22 protein-coding genes are annotated in these 21,608 nt (G+C 68.1%); 14 read left to right on the plus strand and 8 right to left on the minus strand.

Annotated elements, in window-relative coordinates; translation table 11 throughout:
- The first annotated feature begins 40 nt into the window (after positions 1 to 40).
- The 6 genes from K307_RS13305 to K307_RS13330 all read left to right on the plus strand — a co-directional run bounded on the left by K307_RS13305 (position 41) and on the right by K307_RS13330 (position 5,604).
- The gene (locus K307_RS13305) at positions 41 to 1,411 is read left to right on the plus strand and encodes an MmgE/PrpD family protein (RefSeq protein WP_042878792.1); all 1,371 of its coding nucleotides are present in this window, start codon (positions 41 to 43) and stop codon (positions 1,409 to 1,411) included.
- A 2-nt stretch (positions 1,412 to 1,413) separates the two neighbouring features.
- Positions 1,414 to 2,379, plus strand: a complete 966-nt coding sequence (locus K307_RS13310; protein ID WP_042878793.1) for a D-2-hydroxyacid dehydrogenase family protein — start codon at positions 1,414 to 1,416, stop codon at positions 2,377 to 2,379.
- Between the two features lie 96 nt (positions 2,380 to 2,475).
- The gene (locus tag K307_RS13315) at positions 2,476 to 3,465 is read left to right on the plus strand and encodes a 2Fe-2S iron-sulfur cluster-binding protein (RefSeq protein ID WP_042878795.1); all 990 of its coding nucleotides are present in this window, start codon (positions 2,476 to 2,478) and stop codon (positions 3,463 to 3,465) included.
- An 85-nt stretch (positions 3,466 to 3,550) separates the two neighbouring features.
- Complete coding sequence (locus tag K307_RS13320) at positions 3,551 to 4,804, plus strand: aromatic ring-hydroxylating dioxygenase subunit alpha (protein WP_042878797.1); 1,254 nt, start codon at positions 3,551 to 3,553, stop codon at positions 4,802 to 4,804.
- A gap of 2 nt (positions 4,805 to 4,806) precedes the next feature.
- Entirely contained in the window at positions 4,807 to 5,277 is a 471-nt protein-coding gene (locus K307_RS13325) for an aromatic-ring-hydroxylating dioxygenase subunit beta (protein ID WP_042878798.1), read from the plus strand.
- Between the two features lie 9 nt (positions 5,278 to 5,286).
- Positions 5,287 to 5,604 carry a non-heme iron oxygenase ferredoxin subunit gene (locus tag K307_RS13330; protein ID WP_042878799.1) on the plus strand — a complete coding sequence of 106 codons (318 nt, stop codon included), beginning with the start codon at positions 5,287 to 5,289 and terminating at the stop codon, positions 5,602 to 5,604.
- 6 nt (positions 5,605 to 5,610) lie between these two features.
- Here the strand turns inward: K307_RS13330 and K307_RS13335 are convergent, their stop codons facing one another.
- Positions 5,611 to 6,513, minus strand: coding sequence for a LysR family transcriptional regulator (locus K307_RS13335; protein ID WP_042878801.1), 903 nt, complete (start codon positions 6,511 to 6,513; stop codon positions 5,611 to 5,613).
- 452 nt (positions 6,514 to 6,965) lie between these two features.
- Here K307_RS13335 and paoA point away from each other — a divergent pair, with 452 nt between their 5' ends.
- The 3 genes from paoA to paoC are packed head-to-tail and all read left to right on the plus strand — an operon-like array spanning position 6,966 to position 10,766.
- Positions 6,966 to 7,610, plus strand: coding sequence for an aldehyde dehydrogenase iron-sulfur subunit PaoA (gene paoA / locus K307_RS13340; RefSeq protein ID WP_042878802.1), 645 nt, complete (start codon positions 6,966 to 6,968; stop codon positions 7,608 to 7,610).
- Positions 7,607 to 8,557: an FAD binding domain-containing protein gene (locus tag K307_RS13345; protein ID WP_042878804.1), complete on the plus strand. Its 951-nt coding sequence runs from the start codon at positions 7,607 to 7,609 to the stop codon at positions 8,555 to 8,557. Before paoA ends, K307_RS13345 begins: the two co-directional genes overlap by 4 nt.
- Positions 8,558 to 8,561: 4 nt before the next feature.
- Complete coding sequence (gene paoC / locus K307_RS13350; protein ID WP_042878806.1) at positions 8,562 to 10,766, plus strand: aldehyde oxidoreductase molybdenum-binding subunit PaoC; 2,205 nt, start codon at positions 8,562 to 8,564, stop codon at positions 10,764 to 10,766.
- Positions 10,767 to 10,806: 40 nt separating this feature from the next.
- On the opposite strand, the gene K307_RS13355 is transcribed toward paoC, so the two are convergent.
- Both K307_RS13355 and K307_RS13360 read right to left on the minus strand, forming a co-directional pair.
- Positions 10,807 to 11,634: a universal stress protein gene (locus K307_RS13355; RefSeq protein ID WP_042878807.1), complete on the minus strand. Its 828-nt coding sequence runs from the start codon at positions 11,632 to 11,634 to the stop codon at positions 10,807 to 10,809.
- Between the two features lie 26 nt (positions 11,635 to 11,660).
- Positions 11,661 to 12,080, minus strand: a complete 420-nt coding sequence (locus K307_RS13360; protein ID WP_042878808.1) for an Hsp20/alpha crystallin family protein — start codon at positions 12,078 to 12,080, stop codon at positions 11,661 to 11,663.
- Between the two features lie 415 nt (positions 12,081 to 12,495).
- On the opposite strand from K307_RS13360, the gene K307_RS13365 reads away from it, so the two are divergent.
- Both K307_RS13365 and K307_RS13370 read left to right on the plus strand, forming a co-directional pair.
- Positions 12,496 to 12,951 (plus strand): universal stress protein, encoded by a 456-nt coding sequence (locus K307_RS13365; protein ID WP_042878809.1) that lies wholly within the window; start codon positions 12,496 to 12,498, stop codon positions 12,949 to 12,951.
- 337 nt (positions 12,952 to 13,288) lie between these two features.
- Positions 13,289 to 14,404: a phosphoribosyltransferase family protein gene (locus K307_RS13370; RefSeq protein WP_230625654.1), complete on the plus strand. Its 1,116-nt coding sequence runs from the start codon at positions 13,289 to 13,291 to the stop codon at positions 14,402 to 14,404.
- A gap of 57 nt (positions 14,405 to 14,461) precedes the next feature.
- On the opposite strand, the gene K307_RS13375 is transcribed toward K307_RS13370, so the two are convergent.
- From K307_RS13375 to K307_RS13395, 5 genes are all read right to left on the minus strand, one after another.
- The gene (locus tag K307_RS13375) at positions 14,462 to 15,604 is read right to left on the minus strand and encodes a 3-deoxy-7-phosphoheptulonate synthase (protein WP_042878812.1); all 1,143 of its coding nucleotides are present in this window, start codon (positions 15,602 to 15,604) and stop codon (positions 14,462 to 14,464) included.
- Positions 15,605 to 16,002: 398 nt separating this feature from the next.
- The gene (locus tag K307_RS13380; RefSeq protein ID WP_042881975.1) at positions 16,003 to 16,419 is read right to left on the minus strand and encodes an organic hydroperoxide resistance protein; all 417 of its coding nucleotides are present in this window, start codon (positions 16,417 to 16,419) and stop codon (positions 16,003 to 16,005) included.
- 73 nt (positions 16,420 to 16,492) lie between these two features.
- Positions 16,493 to 16,855 (minus strand): hypothetical protein, encoded by a 363-nt coding sequence (locus K307_RS13385; protein ID WP_042878814.1) that lies wholly within the window; start codon positions 16,853 to 16,855, stop codon positions 16,493 to 16,495.
- 348 nt (positions 16,856 to 17,203) lie between these two features.
- A complete protein-coding gene (locus tag K307_RS13390) occupies positions 17,204 to 18,463 on the minus strand; it encodes a sensor histidine kinase (protein ID WP_051975053.1) in 1,260 nt (419 codons plus the stop codon).
- A gap of 53 nt (positions 18,464 to 18,516) precedes the next feature.
- Positions 18,517 to 19,257, minus strand: a complete 741-nt coding sequence (locus K307_RS13395) for a response regulator (protein WP_042878817.1) — start codon at positions 19,255 to 19,257, stop codon at positions 18,517 to 18,519.
- A 246-nt stretch (positions 19,258 to 19,503) separates the two neighbouring features.
- Between K307_RS13395 and K307_RS13400 the strand changes: the two genes are divergently transcribed.
- From K307_RS13400 to K307_RS13410, 3 genes are all read left to right on the plus strand, one after another.
- Positions 19,504 to 20,043 carry a thioredoxin family protein gene (locus K307_RS13400; RefSeq protein ID WP_042878819.1) on the plus strand — a complete coding sequence of 180 codons (540 nt, stop codon included), beginning with the start codon at positions 19,504 to 19,506 and terminating at the stop codon, positions 20,041 to 20,043.
- A 55-nt stretch (positions 20,044 to 20,098) separates the two neighbouring features.
- Entirely contained in the window at positions 20,099 to 21,133 is a 1,035-nt protein-coding gene (locus K307_RS13405) for an alpha/beta fold hydrolase (RefSeq protein WP_042878820.1), read from the plus strand.
- A 117-nt stretch (positions 21,134 to 21,250) separates the two neighbouring features.
- Positions 21,251 to 21,571: a fimbrial protein gene (locus tag K307_RS13410; protein WP_196251549.1), complete on the plus strand. Its 321-nt coding sequence runs from the start codon at positions 21,251 to 21,253 to the stop codon at positions 21,569 to 21,571.
- Positions 21,572 to 21,608: the final 37 nt, after the last annotated feature.

Raw genomic sequence — 21,608 nt, forward strand, 5'->3', positions numbered from 1 at the left:
TTTTCTCTACCTCCGCTTTCACCGAACAAGGACAAATTTCATGGCACGCAACACCCATGTCGCCGCAGACCACAACGCCCCGCCCGTGACCCGCATCCTGGGCCGGTTTGTCGCGACCCATCCCAGCCAGGGCTGGAGCGAAGCGGTCGAGCACGAGGCCCATCGCACCTTCATGAACTGGCTGGGATGCGCGGTCGGTGCCGCGCACCATGAGGCCGCCGATGCGGCGCTGGCCGCAGTGGCGATGCTGCAGCCGTCGGCGCAGGCCACCGTGCTCGGCCGCGGCGAGAAGGTCGACATGGCCAGCGCGGCGCTGGTCAATGGCATCACCTCGCATACCTTTGACTTCGACGACACCCACCTCAAGACCATCATCCATCCTGCAGGCCCGGTGGCCTCGGCAGCGCTGGCGCTGGCGGAGCACACCGGCGCCACTGGCCGCGCGGTGGCCGATGCGGTGGTGCTCGGCATCGACGTGGCCTGCCGCGTCGGCAATGCGTTGTACCCGGATCACTACGACCGCGGCTGGCACATCACCGGCTCGACCGGCATGCTGGGCGCCGCGGCGGCCTGCTCGCGGCTGCTCGGACTGGACGAGGAGCGCGCCACCATGGCCCTCGGCATTGCCGCCTCGCAGCCGGTGGGCCTGCGCGAGCAGTTCGGCACCATGACCAAGCCCTTCCATCCGGGCGGGGCCGCGCGCGCCGGGCTGATGTCGGCGCTGATGGCCAGCCACGGCTATACGGCGAGCGCCCGCGCACTGGAAGCGCCGCGCGGCTTCATGCAGGTGATCTCCGCCAAGACCGACTGGAACGAGATCACCGACCAGCTCGGCGAGCGCTTCGAGATCTCGTTCAACACCTACAAGCCGTTCGCCTGCGGCATCGTGATCCATCCGAGCATCGACGCCTGCGTGCAGCTGCGCGAGCAAGGCGTGAAGCCCGCGGACGTCGAGCGCATCGAGCTGCGCGTGCATCCGCTGGTGCTGGAACTGACCGGCAAGAAAGAGCCGAGCGACGGCCTGCTGGCCAAGTTCAGTGTCTACCACGGCTGCGCCGCCGGGCTGATCTTCGGCCGCGCCGGCGAGGAAGAGTTCTCCGACGAGGTCGTGCTGCGCGACGACGTGGTCGCGCTGCGCCGCAAGGTCGTAGCCACCGCCGATGCGGCGGTCGATGAGGCCGCCGCCCATGTGCGCGCCGTGCTCAAGGACGGCCGCGAGGTCAGCGTCGAGGTCGAGCATGCGATCGGCTCGCTGCAGCGGCCGATGACCGATGCCAACCTGAACGCCAAGTTCCACGCGCTGGCCGACCCGGTGCTGGGCGAGCGCAAGGTCTCGGCGCTGATCGACGCGTGCTGGCAGCTCGGCGCCACCGCCGACGTGCGCACCCTCACCGCGCTAGCGCGCCCCTGACCATGACCCGTCCACGCATCGCCGTACTCGGCGACTACGAGCGCGCGCTGCCGCGCCTGGCGGACTGGACGGCGATCTCGGCCCGTGCCGAGGTCGGCTTCCACCATGAACCGCTGCGCGGCGCGGCGCTGGATGCGGTCCTGCGCGACGCCGACGTGCTGGTGCTGGTCCGCGACCGCACCCCGCTGGATGCGGCGCGCCTGCAACTGGCACAGCGCCTGAAGCTGGTGATCTATACCGGCACGCGCAACAACACCCTCGACACCGAGGCGCTGCAGGCGCGCGGCATCCCGGTCGCCAACACCGGCTGGGGCCCGTCCAAGGAAAGCACCTGCGAGATGACGTGGGCGCTGATCCTGGCAGCGGTGCGCCAGCTCGAGGGGCAGATGGCAACCATGCGCGCCGGCGGCTGGCGGCCGCAAGACAGCCTGCCGCTGCCCGGCGTGCTGCAGGGCAAGCGCCTGGGCCTGATCGGCCTTGGCGAGATCGGCAAGCGTGTGGCGCGCGTCGGCCAGGCCTTCGGTATGGAAGTCGTGACCTGGAGCCCGCGCATGACGCCCGAACGTGCGGCAGAGACAGGCGTGACCGCGGTCAGCCTGGAAACCCTGCTGTCGACCTCGCGCATCGTCAGCCTGCACCTGGTGCCGACGCCGACTACGACGCGGCTGATCGATGCCGAACGGCTGGCGCTGATGCGGCCGGACGCGATCCTGGTCAATACCTCGCGCGCCGCGCTGGTCGACATGGAGGCCCTGCCCCACGCGCTCGACCAGAAGCGCCCCGGCATGGCCGCGCTGGATGTGTACGACGCCGAGCCGGTCCCGCCCGATGCCCCGCTGCGCCAGCGCCGCGACGTGGTGATCACGCCGCATATGGGCTTTGTCAGCGAGCCGGTCTTCGCGACCTTCGCCAAGGGCGTAGTGGGCGCGCTGGAGACCTGGCTGCGCGACGCTGCCGACCTTTATTGATCTGGTGAATAGGTGATATAACCGCGATTCTATTGGCTGATTTTCCATGCTGAACCATTATTCCGTCACTACTACGACAACGGATATGGAGACGGCATGGAAGTCCTCGTCCTCCCCCAAGGGCAACGCCTCGATGTTCCCCACGGTGAAAACCTGCTGACTGCACTGCAGCAAAACGGCGTTCCCATTTCCTACAGCTGCATGGCCGGACGCTGCGGCACCTGCCGCTGCCGCGTCGTCGACGGCGATATCCATGAAGCCGGCGGCTATGCCTTCCACAATGCCGACCACCAGCCCGAACGGCACGTGCTGGCGTGCCAGTCGGTCGTGACCGGTGACTGCAGCATCGAAATTCCCGAACCGGACGAGGTTGTCGTCCACCCCGCCCGCATCGTCAAGGCAACCGTCACGGCGCTGGAAGACCTGAGCCACGATGTCCGGATGATCCGGCTGGCCCCGGCCAAGCCGCTCTCATTCTCGCCGGGCCAGTACGCCATGCTGCAGTTCACGCCGGACCATATCCGCCCCTACTCGATGGCGCGCCTGGCGAGCGACGGCGAGCTGGAATTCCACGTCCGCATGGTCCCCGACGGCCGCGTCACGAGCTATATCCGCGACACGCTGAAGGCCGGCGACACGGTGCGCGTCAGCGGCCCGCTCGGCACGTCGTACCTGCGCACCCGCAATGAAGACCCGATCCTCTGCATCGCCGGCGGCACCGGCCTGGCGCCGGTGCTGTCGATCGTGCGCGGCGCGATCGAAGCCGGCCTGCCCAACCCGATCCATCTTTACTTCGGCATCCGCTCGCCGCGCGACGCCTACGGCCTGCACTGGCTGGACGAACTCGCGCAGCGCCATCCGCGCCTGCGCGTGGAAGTCGTGTCCACGCTGCCCGCCAATGACAGCGACCTGCGCACCGGCCTGGTCACCGAAGCCGTGGCGCAGGACTTCGACGCGCTGGGCGGCTGGCGTGCCTACCTGTGCGGCGCGCCGCCGATGGTCGACGCGGCCACCCTGCTGCTGCGCGACAGGGGCGTGCGTCCCGAGCATATCTACGCCGACGCCTTCTACGCCTCGGGCACCTGAGCCCGGCAAGCCTCAAGACATCGAACGCGTGCGCGCAGGTTGCGCGACGCTGCACCGCTCCCCTGACAGGAAACCGGAGACAACCATGGACACCGCATCCACCCTGACCGAACCGGTCTGGAAAGACGACGGCATCAGCCGCATCCCGTTCCGCGTGTATACCGACCAGCAGCTTTACCAGCGCGAGCTGGAGCGCTGTTTCTACCGCGGCCACTGGAACTACGTCGGCCTTGAGGCCGAGATCCCGAACCCCGGCGACTTCAAGCGCACCGTGATCGGCGAACGCTCGGTGATCCTGGTGCGCGACCAGGAAGGCGAGATCAACGTGGTCGAGAACGTCTGCGCCCACCGCGGCATGAAGTTCTGCCGCGAGCGCAGCGGCAACCGCAAGGATTTCCACTGCCCGTATCACCAGTGGAACTATGACCTGAAGGGCAACCTGCAGGGCGTGCCGTTCCGCCGCGGCGTCAAGCAGGACGGCAAGGTCAACGGCGGCATGCCGGCGGATTTCAAGCCGCAGGACCATGGGCTGACGCGCCTCAAGGTCGCGGTGCGTGGTGGCGTGGTGTTTGCGTCGTTCGACCATGAGGTCGAGCCGCTGGAAGATTTCCTCGGGCCGGAGATCACCGGCTACTTCGATCGCCTGTTCAATGGCCGCAAGCTGAAGATCCTGGGCTATAACAAGCAGCGCATCCCGGGGAACTGGAAGCTGATGCAGGAGAACATCAAGGACCCTTACCACCCGGGCCTGCTGCACACCTGGTTCGTGACCTTCGGCCTCTGGCGCGCCGACAACAAGTCGCGCCTGGTGATGGACGAGCAGTTCCGCCACGCCGCGATGGTCTCGACCCGTGGCCAGGGCGGCAAGGGCGAAGTCACCTCGGGCGTGGCCAGCTTCAAGGACCAGATGGCGCTGCAGGACGACCGCATTCTCGACATCGTGCACGAGCCCTGGTGGGGCGATCCCACCGCGGTGATGATGACGGTCTTCCCCAGCGTGATCTTCCAGCAGCAGGTCAATTCGGTATCGACCCGGCATATCCAGCCGAACGGCCCGGATTCGTTCGACTTTGTATGGACGCATTTCGGCTTCGAGGACGACACCGAGGAAATGACGCGGCGCCGCCTGCGGCAGGCCAACCTGTTCGGGCCGGCGGGCTTTGTTTCCGCCGACGACGGCGAAGTCATCGAATGCTCGCAGGAAGGCTTTGCGCAGAAGCCGTGGCATCGCGTGCTGGCCGAGCTGGGCGGCACCACCGCCGAGAACACCGACCATATGGTCACCGAGACGCTGATACGCGGCATGTACGCCTACTGGCGCAAGGTGATGGAGATCTGACCATGGACTTCCAGGATTACTACGCCCTGCTTTCGCTCTATGCCGACTACACCGCCGTGGTGGACAGCGGCGAGTGGGACAAATGGCCCGACCTCTTCACCGACGACTGCGTCTACCGCCTGCAGCCGCGCGAGAACTACGAGCGCGGCCTGCCGCTGGCGACGCTGTCGTTCGAGAGCAAGGGCATGCTGAAGGACCGCGTCTTCGGCATCCGCGAGACGCTGTTCCATGACCCGTATTACCAGCGCCATATCGTCGGCGCGCCGCTGGTGCGGCAGGCCGACGGCGAGCGCATCGTTGCCGAAGCCAACTACGCGGTGCTTCGCACCAAGCCCGACCAGCTCACCGACGTGCTCAACACCGGCCGCTACCTCGACACCATCGTGCGCACGCCGCAGGGCCTGCGCTTTGCGTCCCGCCTTTGCATCTTCGACAGCGAGATGATCCCCAACTCGCTGATCTATCCCATCTAGGAGACAACCATGACGACCGAAACCTGGATCGAGGCCGCCGCGCTCGCCAGCGTGCCGCAGGACGACGTGATCGCCATCGAGATCCAAGGCCGCGAGATCGCGCTGTACGGCGTCGATGGCGAAGTCTTTGCCACCGACAACATCTGCACCCACGGCCATGCACGGCTGTGCGACGGCTTCCTCGACGGTCACGAGATCGAATGCCCGCTGCACCAGGGCAAGTTCGACGTCAGGAACGGGGCAGCGCTGTGCGCGCCGCTGACCGAGAATATCCGCGCCTACCCGGTGCGGATCGACGGCGGCAAGGTCTGGCTCGACCTGGGCTGAGCGCGCCTACTCGGAGAACAGGTCGAATACCTGCGTGCGCAGCCACTGGTTGGCCGGGTCCCGGTGGTAGCGCGCGTGCCAGAACAGATTGATCTGGATATCCGGCAGGTCCACCGGGTGTTTGACGTACTTCAGCCCGAAGTATTTGGCGCTGCGCTCGGCAAACTTCTGGGTGACCGTCGCGACCAGGTCGGTACTGGCAACGATGTCCGCCAGCGCGACAAAGTGCGGCACCCTTAAACGGATGCGCCGCTGCACGCCGCGCTTCGCCAGGATCTCGTCCACGCGGGCATGGCCGGTGCCGGCCGCAGTCACCACCACGTGCTCCGCGTCCTCGAAGTCGCGCAGCCGGACAGTACGCTTGTCCAGCGCATGGCCGGGCCGGAACATGCAGACATAGCGCTGGCGGAACAGCCGGCGCTGGAAGAACTCGGAAGCCAGCTCAGGCTGGTGGCCGACGGCCAGGTCGATCTTGCCCTGGCTCATTTCCTCTGCCAGGTTCACCGCGGTGTTGCGCACCGTGGCGACCGATACGCCCGGCGCCAGCTCGCGCAGCGCGCCCATCAGCTTCGGGATGAAATGAACTTCGCCAATATCGGTCATCGCGATATGGAAGTCGCGCTCGCTGCGCGCCGGATCGAAGTCGACCTTGCGGTTGAGCGCGGTGTGCAGCGCATCCAGCGCGTATGACACGGGCTCGGCCAGCTCCAGTGCCAACGGCGTCGGCAGCATGCCCTTGGCGCTGCGCACGAAAAGGTCATCGTCGAAGATGCGGCGCAGCCTCGCCAGCGCATTGCTGACTGCCGGCTGGCTCAGCTCCAGCGCCTTGGCCGTGCCGGAGACGGTGCGCAAGCGCAGCAGGTGTTCGAACACCACCAGCAGGTTCAGGTCGACGTTGTGCAACTCCATGTCTCGCTCTGCACGGCTTATTGATTCTGTGAATGGATGGTTATGCCGTCATTCTACGCCGTTATTTGTCCGCGGCTGCGGAGCACCCGCGCCGGTCTCTCTGCCGCGATGCCCTCGCTAGCGCCTTGATGGCGCACTGCCATGCAACCAGGAGCAGCAAGCATCACAATTCGCCCACCTCCCCGCTCACTGCGCACCCCTTTGGGGCCGATTGATGAATAGAACTTAAAAGCGCATTCGGATTTTCGTATCTAAACACTGGCGGCGATCCGATCTATCATTTTTCTGCACCTACTTAACTCGCGGTGCCTCAGCCGCCCGCCAGGCCCTGACGGCTTCCGGCGGCCCCGAACGGCCACGTAGTTCGCAACCCTGCACCCCCACAACCTGAACGCCGCGCCCCCGTCGGCGTTTCGCTTTTCTGGAAAGCGACCAGACAAGGACCCGAACGCATGGAAGACGTCAGCGACATCAAGCTCACACGGCGAGACCTGCTCAAGGTCGGCGCCGTTTCCGCGACCGGCGTGGCCCTGCCCGCCGTCGCCAACGCGCAGGCCGCGGCGGGCGGCGGCACCCAGGGTGGCGTGACCGGCGCCGTCTCGCTCGAAGTCAATGGCAAGCCATGGACGCTGCAACTGGATACCCGCACCACGCTGCTCGACGCACTGCGCGAGCATATGCAGCTCACCGGCACCAAGAAAGGATGCGACCACGGCCAGTGCGGCGCGTGCACGGTGATTGTCGACGGCCGGCGCATCAATTCCTGCCTGACGCTGGCGGTGATGCATGACGGCAGCAAGGTCACCACCATCGAAGGGCTCGGCGCGCCGGGCAAGCTCCACCCGATGCAGGCCGCCTTCGTCAAACATGACGGCTACCAGTGCGGGTATTGCACGCCGGGGCAGATCTGCTCGGCCGTTGCGGTGCTGGGCGAGATCCGCGACGGCATCCCCAGTCACGTCAGCGCCGACCTGAAGGCGCGCCCACAGCTCACCGCCGAGGAAATCCGCGAGCGCATGAGCGGCAATATCTGCCGCTGCGGCGCCTACTCAAATATCGTCGACGCGATCACAGAGGTTGCCGGGAGCAAGGCATGAAGCCCTTTACCTATGAACGCGCGCGCTCGCCCGCCGAGGCCGCCGCCGCGGCAGCGCGCACGCCCGGCGCGCGCTTTATCGCCGGCGGCACCAACCTGCTGGACCTGGTGAAGCTGGGCATCGAATCCCCGGCCCACCTGATCGACGTCAACCGCCTGGGGCTTGACCGGATCGACGCCACGCCGGAAGGCGGCCTGCGCATCGGCGCGCTGGTGCGCAATACCGACCTGGCGGCCGATGCGCACGTGCGGCGCGACTATGGCGTGCTGTCGCGCGCGCTGCTGGCCGGCGCCTCCGGGCAGTTGCGCAACCGCGCCACCACCGCCGGCAACCTGCTGCAGCGCACGCGCTGCCCCTACTTCTACGACACCAACCTGCCGTGCAACAAGCGCGTGCCGGGCAGCGGCTGTTCCGCCATCGGCGGCTTCAGCCGGCAGCATGCGGTGGTGGGCGGCAGCAGCAGCTGCATCGCCACGCATCCGAGCGACATGGCGGTGGCGATGCGCGTGCTCGACGCCTCGGTAGAGACCGTACGGCCGAACGGCAAGGCCCGCGTGATCCCGATTGCCGATTTCCACCGGCTGCCGGGGAACACGCCGCATATTGAGACCGTGCTGGAGCCCGGCGAGCTGATCACCGCGGTGACGCTGCCGAAGCCCATCGGCGGCGCACAGGTCTATCGCAAGGTGCGCGACCGCGCTTCGTATGCGTTTGCGCTGGTGTCGGTCGCCGCCATCGTGCAGCCCGACGGCACCGGCCGGGTCGCGTTGGGCGGCGTCGCGCACAAGCCGTGGCGCGTGGAAGCCGCCGAGGCGCAGATGCCGCAGGGCGCTCGCGCAGTTACCGAGCGCCTGCTTGCCGATGCCCGCCCGACTGAGGAGAACCAGTTCAAGCTCACGCTGGCTTACCGTACGATCGCCGCCGCGCTGGCGCAGGCGAAGGGATGACGACATGAAATTCGATACCCCCGCCACTACCAACCCGATCGACCAGCTCAAGGTAGTCGGCCACCCCGTCGACCGCATCGACGGCCCGCGCAAGACCACGGGCACGGCGCCCTACGCCTATGAGCGCCACGATGTCGCCCCCAAGGCCGCCTACGGCTACGTGGTCGGCGCCGGCATCGGCAAGGGCCGCATCGCGTCGATCAACCTGGACGAGGCGCGCCGCGCCCCCGGTGTCATCGACATCATTACCGCGCAAAATGCCGGCAAGCTCGCCAAGGCCGGCCGCAATACCGCCACGCTGCTGGGCGGCCCGGAGATCCAGCACTACCACCAGGCGATCGCGCTGGTGATCGCGCAGACCTTCGAGCAGGCGCGCGCCGCGGCGCAGTTGATCCGCGTGCGCTACGACCGCCAGCGCGGCGCTTATGACCTGGCGCAGGCGCGCGACACCGCGGCGAAGGTGGCCAACCGGCCGGACTCGGCGGTGGGGGATTTTGCCGGGGCCTTTGCGGCGGCGCCGGTGAAGCTCGACGCCACCTACTCCACGCCGGACCAGTCGCACGCGATGATGGAGCCGCATGCCACGGTCGCTGCCTGGCAGGGCGACAAGCTGACGGTGTGGACTTCCAACCAGATGATCGACTGGGCCCGCACCGACCTGGCCGCCACGCTTGGCATCCCCAGGGAGAATGTGCGCGTGGTCTCGCCGTTTATCGGCGGCGGCTTCGGCGGCAAGCTGTTCGTCCGTGCCGATGCCTTGCTTGCTGCCATCGGCGCGCGCGCGGTGCGCCGCCCGGTGAAGGTGGCGCTGACGCGCCCGCTGATGATGAACAACACCCCGCACCGCCCGGCCACGATCCAGCACATCCGGCTGGGCGCGTCGCTGGACGGCAAGCTCACCGCGATCGGCCACGACAGCTGGTCGGGCGACCTGCCCGGCGGCAAGCCGGAGAACGCGATCCAGCAAACCCGCCTGCTCTATGCGGCGCCCAACCGGCTGAGCACGCTGCGGCTCGCGTCGCTGGACCTGCCCGAAGGCAATGCCATGCGCGCGCCCGGCGAGGCGCCCGGCATGATGGCGCTGGAAGTCGCGATGGACGAGATGGCGGAGAAGCTGGGCATGGACCCGATCGCCTTTCGCATCCTCAACGACACCCAGGTCGATCCGGAGAAGCCGGGGCGCCCGTTCTCGCAGCGGCGCCTGGCCGACTGCCTGCGCATCGGCGCCGAGCGCTTCGGCTGGCAGGCCCGCAGCGCCAGGCCCGCCGCGCGGCGCGAGGGGCAGTGGCTGGTCGGCCTGGGCGTGGCCTCGGCGTTCCGCAACAACCAGGTGATGAAGTCCGCCGCGCGGGTGCGGGTCGATGGCAATGGCATCGTCACGGTGGAAACCGACATGACCGATATCGGCACCGGCAGCTACACCATCATCGCCCAGACCGCGGCGGAAATGATGGGCGTGCCGCTGGACAGGGTGCTGGTGCGGCTGGGGGATTCGGATTTCCCGGTATCGGCGGGATCGGGCGGCCAGTGGGGCGGCAACTGTTCCACCGCCGGCGTCTATGCGGCCTGCGTCAAGCTGCGTGACGCGATGGCGCAGAAAGCAGGCTTTGCCCCGCAGGAGGCCGTGTTCGACAGCGGCCAGATCCGCGCCGGCGGCCGCAGCGTGCCGCTGGCCAGCGTGGCGGCTGGCGCCGGTGAAGGCGGCATGGTCGCGGAGGATGTGCTGGAGTTCGGCGACCTCGACAAGCGTTTCCAGCAGTCCACCTTCGGCGCGCATTTTGTTGAAGCCGCGGTCGATGCGGCCACCGGCGAGATCCGCGTGCGGCGCATGCTGGCGGTGTGCGCGGCGGGGCGGATCCTGAATCCCAAGTCGGCGCGCAGCCAGGTGATCGGCGCAATGACCATGGGCGTGGGTGCGGCGCTGATGGAGGAACTGGCGGTCGACAAGCGTGTTGGCTTCTTCGTCAACCATGACCTGGCGGGTTATGAGGTGCCGGTGCATGGCGATATCCCCCATCAGGAAGTCATCTTCCTTGACGAGAGCGATCCCGCTTCTTCGCCGATGAAGGCCAAGGGTGTCGGAGAGCTGGGGATTTCGGGCGTGGGGGCGGCGGTGGCGAACGCGATCTACAACGCTACCGGGGTGCGTGTGCGGGACTATCCGATCACGCTCGACAAGCTGATCGGGAAGATGCCGCTGGTGGTCTGATGTTGCCGGCCCGACGTCGGTGCGACCTCGGGCCCGGCCTTCAGCGGGACAGGAACACCGGCAGCGCCGCCTGGTGCAGCAACGCCCGGGTGGTGCCGCCGAGCACCAGCTCGCGCAGCCGTGGCCGGCCATAGCCGCCCGCGACCAGCACATCCGCGTGCAGGTCCATGGCCATTCGCGGCAAGACCTCATCAGGATTACCGCCCGGCTCGACATGCAGGTCGGCGCTGACGCCATGACTGGCGAGCCAGTCCGCCAGGCGTACGCCGCTGGCCCGGTCCGGCCCATCCGCGCCGCCTTCGACGACAACAATCGACACGCCAGTGGCACTTGCCAGCCAAGGCAGCGCGTCGGCCACCGCCCTGGCGGCCTCGCGCCTGCCGTTCCAGGCGATGGCGACGCGGCCCGGCAGCACCGGGCAAGCACGGCCGGGAATCAGCAGCACCGGCCGGCCCGCATGCAGCAGCACGTATTCCGCGGTGCCCGCCATCGGCGCCGGAATGCCCGCGTCGCCGCCGGGCGGACCGGGCAGGATCAGGTCGGCATAGCGGCCTTCGTCGGCAAGCGCCCATCCGGCTTCCGCCTCGACCACGAAATGCCGGGTCGTGACAGCAGCCGATACCTGGCGCGTGCCCTCCTTCAAGACGGCCTCATGCGCCGCGGTCAGGCGCTGCAAATGGCCGGCCGCGAGCCCGGCGTAGCTGCCGGCTTCCGCGCCGGCGCCACGGAAGGGCTCGAGCTGCGTGCCGGTCGCCGTCAGGCCGACGACAGTGCCGCCGCTTTGCGCGGCGAGTCGCGCGGCGGCCTCGATGCGGGCCGCGCGGGCATGGTCTTCCCGCAGGTCGACCAGGATGGTCCGGAAGTGCATGGCGTGATCCTGTGTGTGGCGGTCCGCTAGCGGACGTTGATCGTCTTCTGCGGCGTGGCTTCCTTCTTGGGCAGCACCAGGCGCAGCACGCCGTTTTCAAAGACCGCGTCGACCTTGTCCGCGTCGACGTCGGAATCCAGCGCAAAGGCGCGCCGCATCGTGCCGCGGTAGCGTTCGCGGCGGATCACCCGCTCGCCCTCCTTCTCTTCGCTGGAACGCTCGACCCTGGCGGAAATCACCACCGTCCCCCGCTCCACCGATACCTCGATATCCTCCTTCCTCGCGCCGGGGATCTCCGCCGTCACCGTATAGTCTCGCTCCGTCTCGCTGACGTCCACCTTGATGCCCCCACCGCCTTCGGCCGCGCCGCGCAGCGTGCGCAGCACTCCCTGGAGCATGTCGCCGATGGGTTCGATGGAGAACGGGTCGTACCTGTTGCTGCCCATGATGCCTCCTTGCTCTGGCGATTGCCGCCCGGCACTTGCCGGCGAGTCCATCGTGACACGGCCGGGCGGCGTGGATTTGCGCCGCGTCAACGATGCATGGGGGACGCGCACCGGCGCAACGGCAACGCCACCCGGCAACGTCCCTGCCAGTTCGACCGGCGGGCATATGGTGACGTTCTACCCCGCACCTGCGGCCCTGCCCGGGGTGGTGATAAGTGCAGCCTGCAGCACTGTTGCGTGCTCATCAGGGTCTGCTGCCGCCACTTCCAGCCCCCGGCGACTGTTCGCGAAGGAACCGAGCACGATTTGCCTGCGCCGGGTTGATCAACGTCAAGTCCGTATCGCTGCCACCGGCTACGCTAACTGCAACGAATCGCAACAGAAATTCGTCGACAGATACCCCAGGAGACACACCATGTACCAGCGCATCCTGCTCGCCGTGGACGGCAGTCGCTCGTCCGACCTGGCCCTGAGCCAAGCCGTCATCATCGCCCGGGCCACGGGTGCCGAAGTCAAGGTGCTGTACGTGGTGGACGATTCCGATGTCTACTTCGAGGCCAGCTATTTCGACCCGCGCGAGCTGGTCGAAAACCTCGTGGCCCATGGGCGCAAGGCGCTGGACGCCGCCACGGCCCGCCTGACCGACGCCGGTATCCGCAGCACCGCGCAACTGGACGAGAAGCCGGTGGCACCGGGCCGGATCTCGACGACCATCGTCACCGAAGCCGATGCCTGGAATGCCGACCTGATCGTCATGGGCACCCACGGCCGGCGCGGCGTCAGGCGCCTGCTGATGGGCAGCGTGTCCGAAGGCGTGCTCGCCAGGGCCAGCAAGCCGGTGCTGCTGATCCGCAGCGAGACCGAAGGCTGACCTCCGTCGCGCCGGGAAACCGCCCGCCCGGCTGCGACCGACCATATACCACTGCGTATTCCCGCCCCGGGCCCAGTCCGGCGGGCCTGGCTGCGGCCTCGCCCTCCGCCACCTTCTACACTGATTTCCATGAGCCGCTACCAGACGCGTTTCCAGACCCGTGAGCATGCCGGCACGGAGCTGGCGGGGGCCTTGCGCGCCTATCGGGGCACCGGCGCCCTGGTGCTGGCGATCCCGCGCGGCGGCGTGCCGGTCGGGCGCATCGTCGCCGATACGCTGGGTGCCGACTTCGACCTGGCGATGGCGCGCAGGATCGCACCCGGCGTGGCCCTGGACGATGCCGGCGCAACCTGGCGCACCGGCGAAGACGATTCCTGCAGCGAAGCGGACGAGCGGCGCGACGCCCTGTTCGACGAGCTGCGCCGCCAGCGCGCGGTCTATACGCCGCTGCGGCAGCACTGCGACCCGCACGCGCGTGGTGATCGTGGTCGACGACGGGCTGGTCAGCGGCGCCACCATGTATGCCGCGCTCGCGCGCCTGCGCAAGCGCCATCCGGCGCGCATCGTCTGCGCGCTGCCGGTGGCCGCCAGGGCCGGCCTGGAACGGATCCGCGCGCTGGCCGCCGAAGTCGTCTGCCTGGACACGCCGGAGCGCATCGCCAGCCTTGCGCACTACTATCGGGAGTTCGAGCTGGTGAGCGACGACCGGGTCAGGCAACTGCTGGCCAGGACGCCTGCCCAGGCCGGCCCGGGCGCCGGGCAACGGGCGGGCGCCGGCCTGCCATCGCTCAGCGCGGCCGTGCAGGTACCGTATGGCAGCGGCTGGCTGCCAGCCATGCTCGAATCCGGCCCCGATCCACTGGGCGTGGTGCTGATGGTCTATGCCGGCGGCGCGCAACGCCGCGCCGCCCGCAGCCACTACCTGGCGCGCAAGCTGCGGGCCAGGGGCTTCGCCACCATGCTGGTCGACCTGCGCCCGGACAGCCGCGTCGACGACGCCCCGGCTTCCGACCTTGACGACCTGGCGGCGCGGCTGCGCCAGGCGCTGGACTTCCTGCGCGCCCGCACGCCGTTTGCCAGCTTGCCGGCGGGCTTGCTCAGTACCGGCAGCGCCGCCGCGGCAGCGGCCCGAGAAGCCGCGGCCAACCCGGACCGGCTCGCGGCCCTGGCCTTTGTCGCGGGGCGCGCGGACCTGTCCGGCGACGCAGCCCTGCGGGAGCTGGAAACACCGGTCTTGCTGATGTGCGCCAGCGGCGACCCGGAGAGCATCCGGGTCAACGACCTGGCTTTCGGGCAGATGCGCGGCCCACGGCAGTTGCGGCTGATCCCGACCAACGGCCGCAGCTTCGAAGAGCGCCCGGCGCTGGCAAGCATCGCCAGCCTGACGGCGGACTGGTTCGAACAGCTACTGCCCGCGGCACCACCCGCCGTGCTCGCCTACGACGCGCACTGAAGCGCCCTGCGCTTGCGCCGGCACGGTGAACCGGCCGGCGGTCGATCAGCGTCGTTGCTACGGCTTCGAATAGAGCCCGCGGCGTACGTTGACCGCCTCACTAAGCATGTCCAGCACTGCCACCGAATCGTCCCATCCGATGCAGGCATCGGTGATGCTCTGTCCGTATGTCAATGCAGACGGATTGTGCTCGCCTGGGGTGAACTTCTGCGCGCCGGGGAGCAAATTGCTCTCGACCATGACCCCGAAGATGGCTCGATTGCCGCTGCTGATCTGTTGCGCCACGTCGCGTGCCACATCGATCTGCCGCTGGTGCTGCTTGTTGCTGTTGGCGTGGCTGAAATCCACCATCAGCGAGTTGCCGAGCCCGGCCGCTTCCAGTTCCCGGCAGGCGGCCGCCACGGAATCCGCATCGTAGTTCGGGGCCTTGCCGCCGCGGAGAATGACATGGCAGTCCGGGTTGCCCTTGGTGTGTACCGTCGCCACCTGCCCGTTCTTGTGCACCCCCAGGAAGTGGTGCGGACGCGATGCGGCCTGGATGGCGTCAATGGCAATCTTGATATTCCCGTCAGTGCCATTCTTGAAGCCGATCGGCGCCGAAATGCCAGAAGCCAGCTCGCGATGCACCTGGCTCTCGGTGGTGCGGGCACCAATCGCGCCCCAGCAGATCAGGTCTCCGATGTACTGCGGCGAGATCACGTCCAGGAACTCGCCCGCCGCCGGCAAGCCGAGGCGGTTGATGTCGACGAGCAGGCTGCGCGCAATGCGCAGGCCCTCGTCGATGCGAAAGCTCTCGTCCAGATACGGGTCGTTGATCAGCCCTTTCCAGCCCACGGTGGTACGGGGCTTCTCGAAGTACACACGCATCACGATCTCCAGCGACTCGGCGTAGCGCTGCCGCTGCGCCATCAACCGCCGCGCGTACTCAAGTGCAGCCTGCGGGTCGTGGATCGAGCAAGGTCCCATGATCACAAGCAGCCGGTCGTCATTGCCGTGCTGCATGCGCGCGATACGCTGGCGCGTCTGGGTGACCAGGGATTCGACGGGCGTGTTCCGGATGGGGAAGAAACGGATCAGGTGTTCAGGCGGAGGCAGTGGAATGATGTCATCGACGCGGGCATCATCGGTCACGCTGGTGCGGTCCGGCGGCGCCTGCCAACCCTCGGCAATGGTGGGCGGTGATTTCTGTGGACCATTCATGGCTGGCTCCTGGGGAACTGGGACAAAAAAATCTCCGGCGGATGCCGGAGATCCAGGTTCGGATGCGCTACTTTAATCCATGCGCCGCCCTCTCGTCCGCCGCGGCGGTGCGGAAGCCAACCGAAGACGTCAAAAATGGAATGAGCGCATGGAAATCATGCGTGCAACATCAGAATGGGCTGAGTCAAGGTCCGAAACTGCCTGGATGCCTCGGGCCGCCCGGCCAGCCGTAGCCGTTGACCCGGATGACATCGATGGCCCAGGGCACGCAGGGCACCTACCCTCGCGTACCGCTTGTGTGCTCCCCTCTTCCGCTTGCGGGCGAGAGGGGAGCAACCCGTCGGCGTGTCGGCGCTGCAGCTATCTGAGGGCCCGGCGGAACATCGCCGTTACATCCCTCAAACGATACGGATCGCTACGTCAATATTCCCCCGCGACATCTTGGAGTATGGACAGGTCTGGTGCGCGCCCGCCACCACCGCCTCGGCAGCCTCTCGCGGCACGCCCGGCAGGTTCACGTTCAGCCGCGCCCGCAGAAAATATCCGTCGTCATTCATCGCAAGGTCCACTTCCGCGTCGACCGCGACGTCCTCCGGCAGCACGATATTCTGCTTCGCCGCGGCTTTCTTCATCGCGCCGATAAAGCACGCCGACCAGGCGGCGCCAAACAGCTGCTCCGGATTGGTGCCGGCGCCGGCGCTGCCCGGCGACGACAGCTTGATATCGAGCCGGCCATCGTCGCTGCGCGCAGCGCCTTCGCGGCCTCCGGAAGTATGGGTCTTGCCGGTGTAGAGGATCTTTACGGATTCGGTCATGGCATGGTCCTTGTTGAGGATGAAAAAAAGAAGCCTGGCCAGCGTGCACCGCTCAGCCAGGCCGGAGGGGAAATCAGGCAGCGGCGTGCAAGGCGGCGCGGTCGCCGTTGGCCGGCGCATGCTCGCTCTCGGTATAGCCGTCGCGGTTGCTGATGCGGGCGATGGTGGCGGCGTCGCCGGCACCGCGCGCGCCGTCCGTGAAGACATCGTGCGTACCGATGCGTGCGCCGTCCACGAAGGGATTGCGCTCACCGGTGCGGGCGCCGTCCGTGAAGGCGTCGCGGTCGGCCGGGCGGGCCGCGGCGATGCCGCCGACGTCGTGGTCGCCCGGGCGTACAGCGGCGGAGGCGGCCTGCGCGGCGGCGCCCAGGGCGGCGGCGATGGCCACGGTGGTTACGATCTGGCGGGCCAGGCGGGAGAAGTTGGTAGCAGGCATTTGGACGCTCCGTGTGTCAGTTGCAGTGCTCGGTCGATGGGCCGTTGCCGCAACGAACGGCGTGGCCGGTATCGCGGCGCCGGCTGGGAGATCGGTGATCTGCCGTGGCGCCGCGCCACGAGATGCATTGAAGCCGACCGGTGTATCTGGCAAATAGCAGGACGGCGCCGGAATGGTCAGCGCACGTATCTCCGCTGACGCCAGATACAAAGCCATACAAAACGACGGGCGAGCGCCAGGGACGGCAGGGCCGCCAGCCACCTAAGCGCGGCAGGAGGAAGGGGATCAAAGGAAGGAAAGACAACCGGCGCCGGGCCGCCGCCGATGACGGCGCCGCCACATCGCGCGCTAAGCCGGCAGCGTCAAGGTGGCCTGCAGTCCACCCCCGTCGCGATTGGCCAGCGCCAGCGTGCCACCCAGCGCCTGCGTCAGCTGCTGGGCGATCGCCAGCCCCAGGCCGGTGCCGCCGGTGCCACGGTTGCGCGAGGTTTCGAGCCGGTAGAACGGCTGCATCACCCGCTCCAGCTCGGCCTCCGGAATGCCCGGCCCCCGGTCCCGCACGGAGATGGCCAGCGCGCCATCGGCCTGCCGCGAGGCGGCCAGCGTGACGTCGCCGCCGAACTTGACCGCGTTGTCGATCAGGTTGGCCAGGATGCGCCGCAGCGCCTGCGGGCGTGTCAGGATCGGCGTGCCGGCCCTGCCCTCCACTTCGACATTGTGCCCGGCGTCGAGATAGTCGCCCGCCAGGCTGTCGAGCAGCGCATCGGGGTCGATGCGTGCCTGGGCCTCGCTGGCGCCGTGCAGCGTGCGGGCATAGGCCACGCCCTCGCGCACCAGCTGCTCCATCGCGCGCAGGTCGTGGTAGAGCTTGTCCTGCGCCTCGGATGGCTCCATCAGGTCCACGCGCAGCCGCATGCGCGTGATCGGCGTCTGCAGGTCGTGCGAGATCGCGGCCAGGATCTGCACGCGCTCGGCCAGGTAGCCGGCAATGCGCGCCTGCATGGCGTTGAAGGCGGCCGCGGCGTGGGCGACCTCGGCAGGACCGCTTTCAGGGAGCCGGTCGGCCCTCAGGTCCGGGCCGAGGTTCTCCGCCGCGGCCGCCAGCTGGTGCAGCGGCCGCGTCACCAGCCGCACCGCCATCCAGGCGCAGCCGGCCAGCAGCGCCAGCTGCACCGCCAGCAGCACCGGCAGCCAGGACGACAACAGCGTGCCGGCCGGATGCACGTCGATGGTCAGCGGGTTGCCGTCGCGCAGCCGCAGGTGGACCTGGAAGCGGTCGCGGCTGCCGGGCACCTTGCTGGCAGTGACCTCGTAGCGGCCCTGCAATGCCTGCGCGATGGTGTCCACGGCCCGCCGCGCCGCCTCCGAACGCGGCGCTTCGCCGGGCGTGCCGGCATCGAGCCGGTAGCTGTAGTTCTGCCGCCGCATCCGGTCCAGCCAGGCGCCGCGCTTTTCCGCCGGCAGCATGTCGAGCATCGCCACCGAACTGGCCACGTCCATCTCCAGGTTGCCCAGCATGAGCCGGTCCGCCACCTCCGTGCGCTCCATCATCACCAGTCCGAAGGACAGCCCCTGCGCCAGCACCAGGCCAACCAGCAGGATCACCATCAGGCGCGCGAACAGCGTGCGCGGCCACGCCAGCACCCTGCGCGCGCCGCCGTTCACGGCCGTGCCTCGCGGATCTCGACGGTCGCGGTGAAGACGTAGCCGCCGTTGCGCACGGTCTTGATGTAGCGCGGCTCCCGCGCGTCGTCGTCCAGGCGCTGGCGCAGGCGGCTGACCAGCAGGTCGATGGAGCGCTCGAACAGCTCGGCGTCCCGCCCCTGGGTCAGGTTGAGCAGCTGGTCGCGCGTGAGCACGCGCTGCGGATGGTCGACGAACACGCGCAGCAGCCGGTACTCCGCGCCGCTGAGCGCAACGATCACGTCCTGCTCGTCGAGCAGGTGCCGCGCGGTGGTGTCCAGCCGCCAGGGCCCGAAGGCCAGCACGCTGGCCGCCTCGGTGACCTGCAGGTTGGGCGGCAGCATGCGCGTGCGCCGCAGCACCGAGCGGATGCGCGCCAGCAGCTCGCGCGCGGCGAAGGGCTTGACCAGGTAATCGTCGGCGCCCATCTCCAGCCCCAGGATGCGGTCGGCCTCTTCGTTGCGGGCGGTCAGCATCAGCACCGGCAGGTGGCGGCGCTCGCTGGCGCGCAGGTCGCGGCACAGCGCCAGGCCGTCCTCGCCGGGCAGCATCAGGTCGAGCACCACCAGGTCGACCGCACCCTTGTCCAGCCCTGCGCGCATCTCGCGGCCATTGGCGGCCAGGGTGACGCGCATGCCGCTGCGCTCCAGATACGCGGCCACCAGTTCGCGGATCTCGCGGTCATCGTCGACAATAAGGATATGGTCCTGCTGGGTCATGGGGCGCCTGCAAAACGGGGCGTAATGGTCCTGTGGATGATGGGGCGGCCGTGCGCGGCCTGGGCCCGGGTGCCGCCATTATGCGGCGGCCGGTGGAGCGCTTTGTATCGCTCTGTATCTGGAACGGGGGCAGACATGAAACATTGCAATCTGGCCCGGTTCCGGAAACAACCGGGATACGCACGGGCGGTGAAATGCGGCTAACGCACCTCGTCCGTGCCCGTCACCCTGTCCGGAGCCTGAACCATGTACCCGATCTTTCGCACCCTGCTGGCCGCCACGGCCGTCGTCGCGGCCGTCTATGCCGCGGCACCTTTTGCCGCACCGTCCGCCGGACCCGGCGATTACGGCAAGGCGCCGGAGTTCACCGGCATCGAGAAGTGGCTGAACTCTGAGCCGCTGACCGTCGCCGGGCTGCGCGGCAAGGTCGTGCTGGTCGATTTCTGGACCTTCGACTGCATAAACTGCATCCGCACGCTGCCCCATGTACGGCAGTGGTACGACAAATACCGCGACCAGGGGCTGGTGGTGGTCGGCGTGCATACGCCCGAGTTCGCCTTCGAGAAATCGACGGCCAACGTGCAGGCCGCGATCAAGCGCTTCGATATCCGCTACCCGGTGGCGCAGGACAACGCCTATGCCACCTGGAACGCCTGGCGCAACCAGTACTGGCCGGCGCTGTACCTGATCGATGCCAACGGCCAGGTGATTTACAAGCATTTCGGCGAAGGCAATTACAAGGAAACCGAAGCGGCGATCCAGCAGGCACTGGCTGCGCGCAAGTAAGCGCGCGGCCTTTCACGCACAACCCTTCCACGCACAACAACAAAGGGACATTGTCATGCCAGAATCCATCAACCCCCGCCGCCGGCTGCTGTTCGGCAGCGCCGCCGTGGCCGCCGTCGCCGCCACGGGGCTGGACCTGATCGGCAGCGCGCACGCGCAATCCGACGGGCCCGGCAGCGCGGGCGCGCCGCCCGCGTTCGGACCGCTCAAACAGGTCGACGCCGGCGTGCTCAATATCGGCTACGCCGAAGCCGGCCCCGCCAGCGGCCCGGTGGTGATCCTGCTGCATGGCTGGCCCTACGACATCCACAGCTTTGCCGAGGTGGCGCCGCGGCTGGCGGCGGCGGGCTACCGCGTGATCGTGCCGCACCTGCGCGGCCACGGCACCACCCGCTTCCGCTCCGAGCAGACCCCGCGCAACGCGCAGCAGGCCGTGGTGGCGCTGGACATCATCGCGCTGATGGATGCGCTCGGCATCGCGCAGGCGATCCTGGCAGGCTATGACTGGGGCGCGCGCACCGCCAATATCATCGCCGCGCTGTGGCCCGAGCGCTGCCGCGCGATGGTGTCGGTCAACGGCTACCTGATCAACAACCGCGAGCGCAACAAGGCGCCGCTGCCGCCGGCGCTCGAGCACGGCTGGTGGTACCAGTACTACTTCGCGACCGAGCGCGGCCGCGCCGGCTACGAAGCCAACCGGCGCGACTTCAACCGGCTGATCTGGAAGGCGAATTCGCCTCGCTGGGACTTCAGCGACGCCACCTTCGCGCGCGGCGCGGCATCGTTCGACAACCCCGACTACGTCGCCATCGTCATCCACAACTACCGCTGGCGGCTGAGCCTGGCCGAGGGCGAGCCCGCCTACGACGCGCTGGAACAGCGCCTGGCGGCGGGGCCGGTGATCGGCGTGCCGACCATCACGCTGGACGGTGATGCCGACGGGGTGGTGCCGGCCACGGACGGCAAAGCCTATGCGGGCAAGTTCTCGGGCAAGCGCGTGCACCGCATCGTCAAGGGTGCCGGGCATAACCTGCCGCAGGAGGCACCGGACGCCTTTGCGCAGGCGGTACTGGATGTGGCGCGGCTTTGAGCAGGGGCCAGATCGCGGCTACAGGTAGTTCATGGTGAAGGTCAGCGCCGCATTGACCGACCCTCCCAAGATGGTGCTGCCGGTCTGGTAGTAGCGAGCCTTGAGCGGCACCGTGAATTGAACTCGCCTGTGACGCCCGACGTCACGGTCCACATGGGGATGTACCAGCGCAGCGAGTTCTCCGTCCTCGGCAGCACCACGGCTCCCACCTCGTTCAGGATTTCCGTGAACAACTGTCCCTCCGGCATCAACACGGTCAGGTACCAGCTGGATGCGGTCACGACCATCCTGAACGCCAGCAATTCGGTTGTCGCCCTGGACAGCGCCTCGACGGCCGGCGGCGTCGGCCTGCAGATACTGGACGATGCCGGCAACCCCCATCCGCTGGGCACTCTTCGGGCGGTTCCCGGGTATAGCCCCGCAGGGGGCAAAACTTAGCCGGCGCGGCGGCCATTTCTTGATACTACGAAGCAGC

This window comes from Cupriavidus necator A5-1 (assembly GCF_000744095.1).
In the GTDB taxonomy this organism is placed as follows: Bacteria; Pseudomonadota; Gammaproteobacteria; order Burkholderiales; family Burkholderiaceae; genus Cupriavidus; species Cupriavidus necator_A.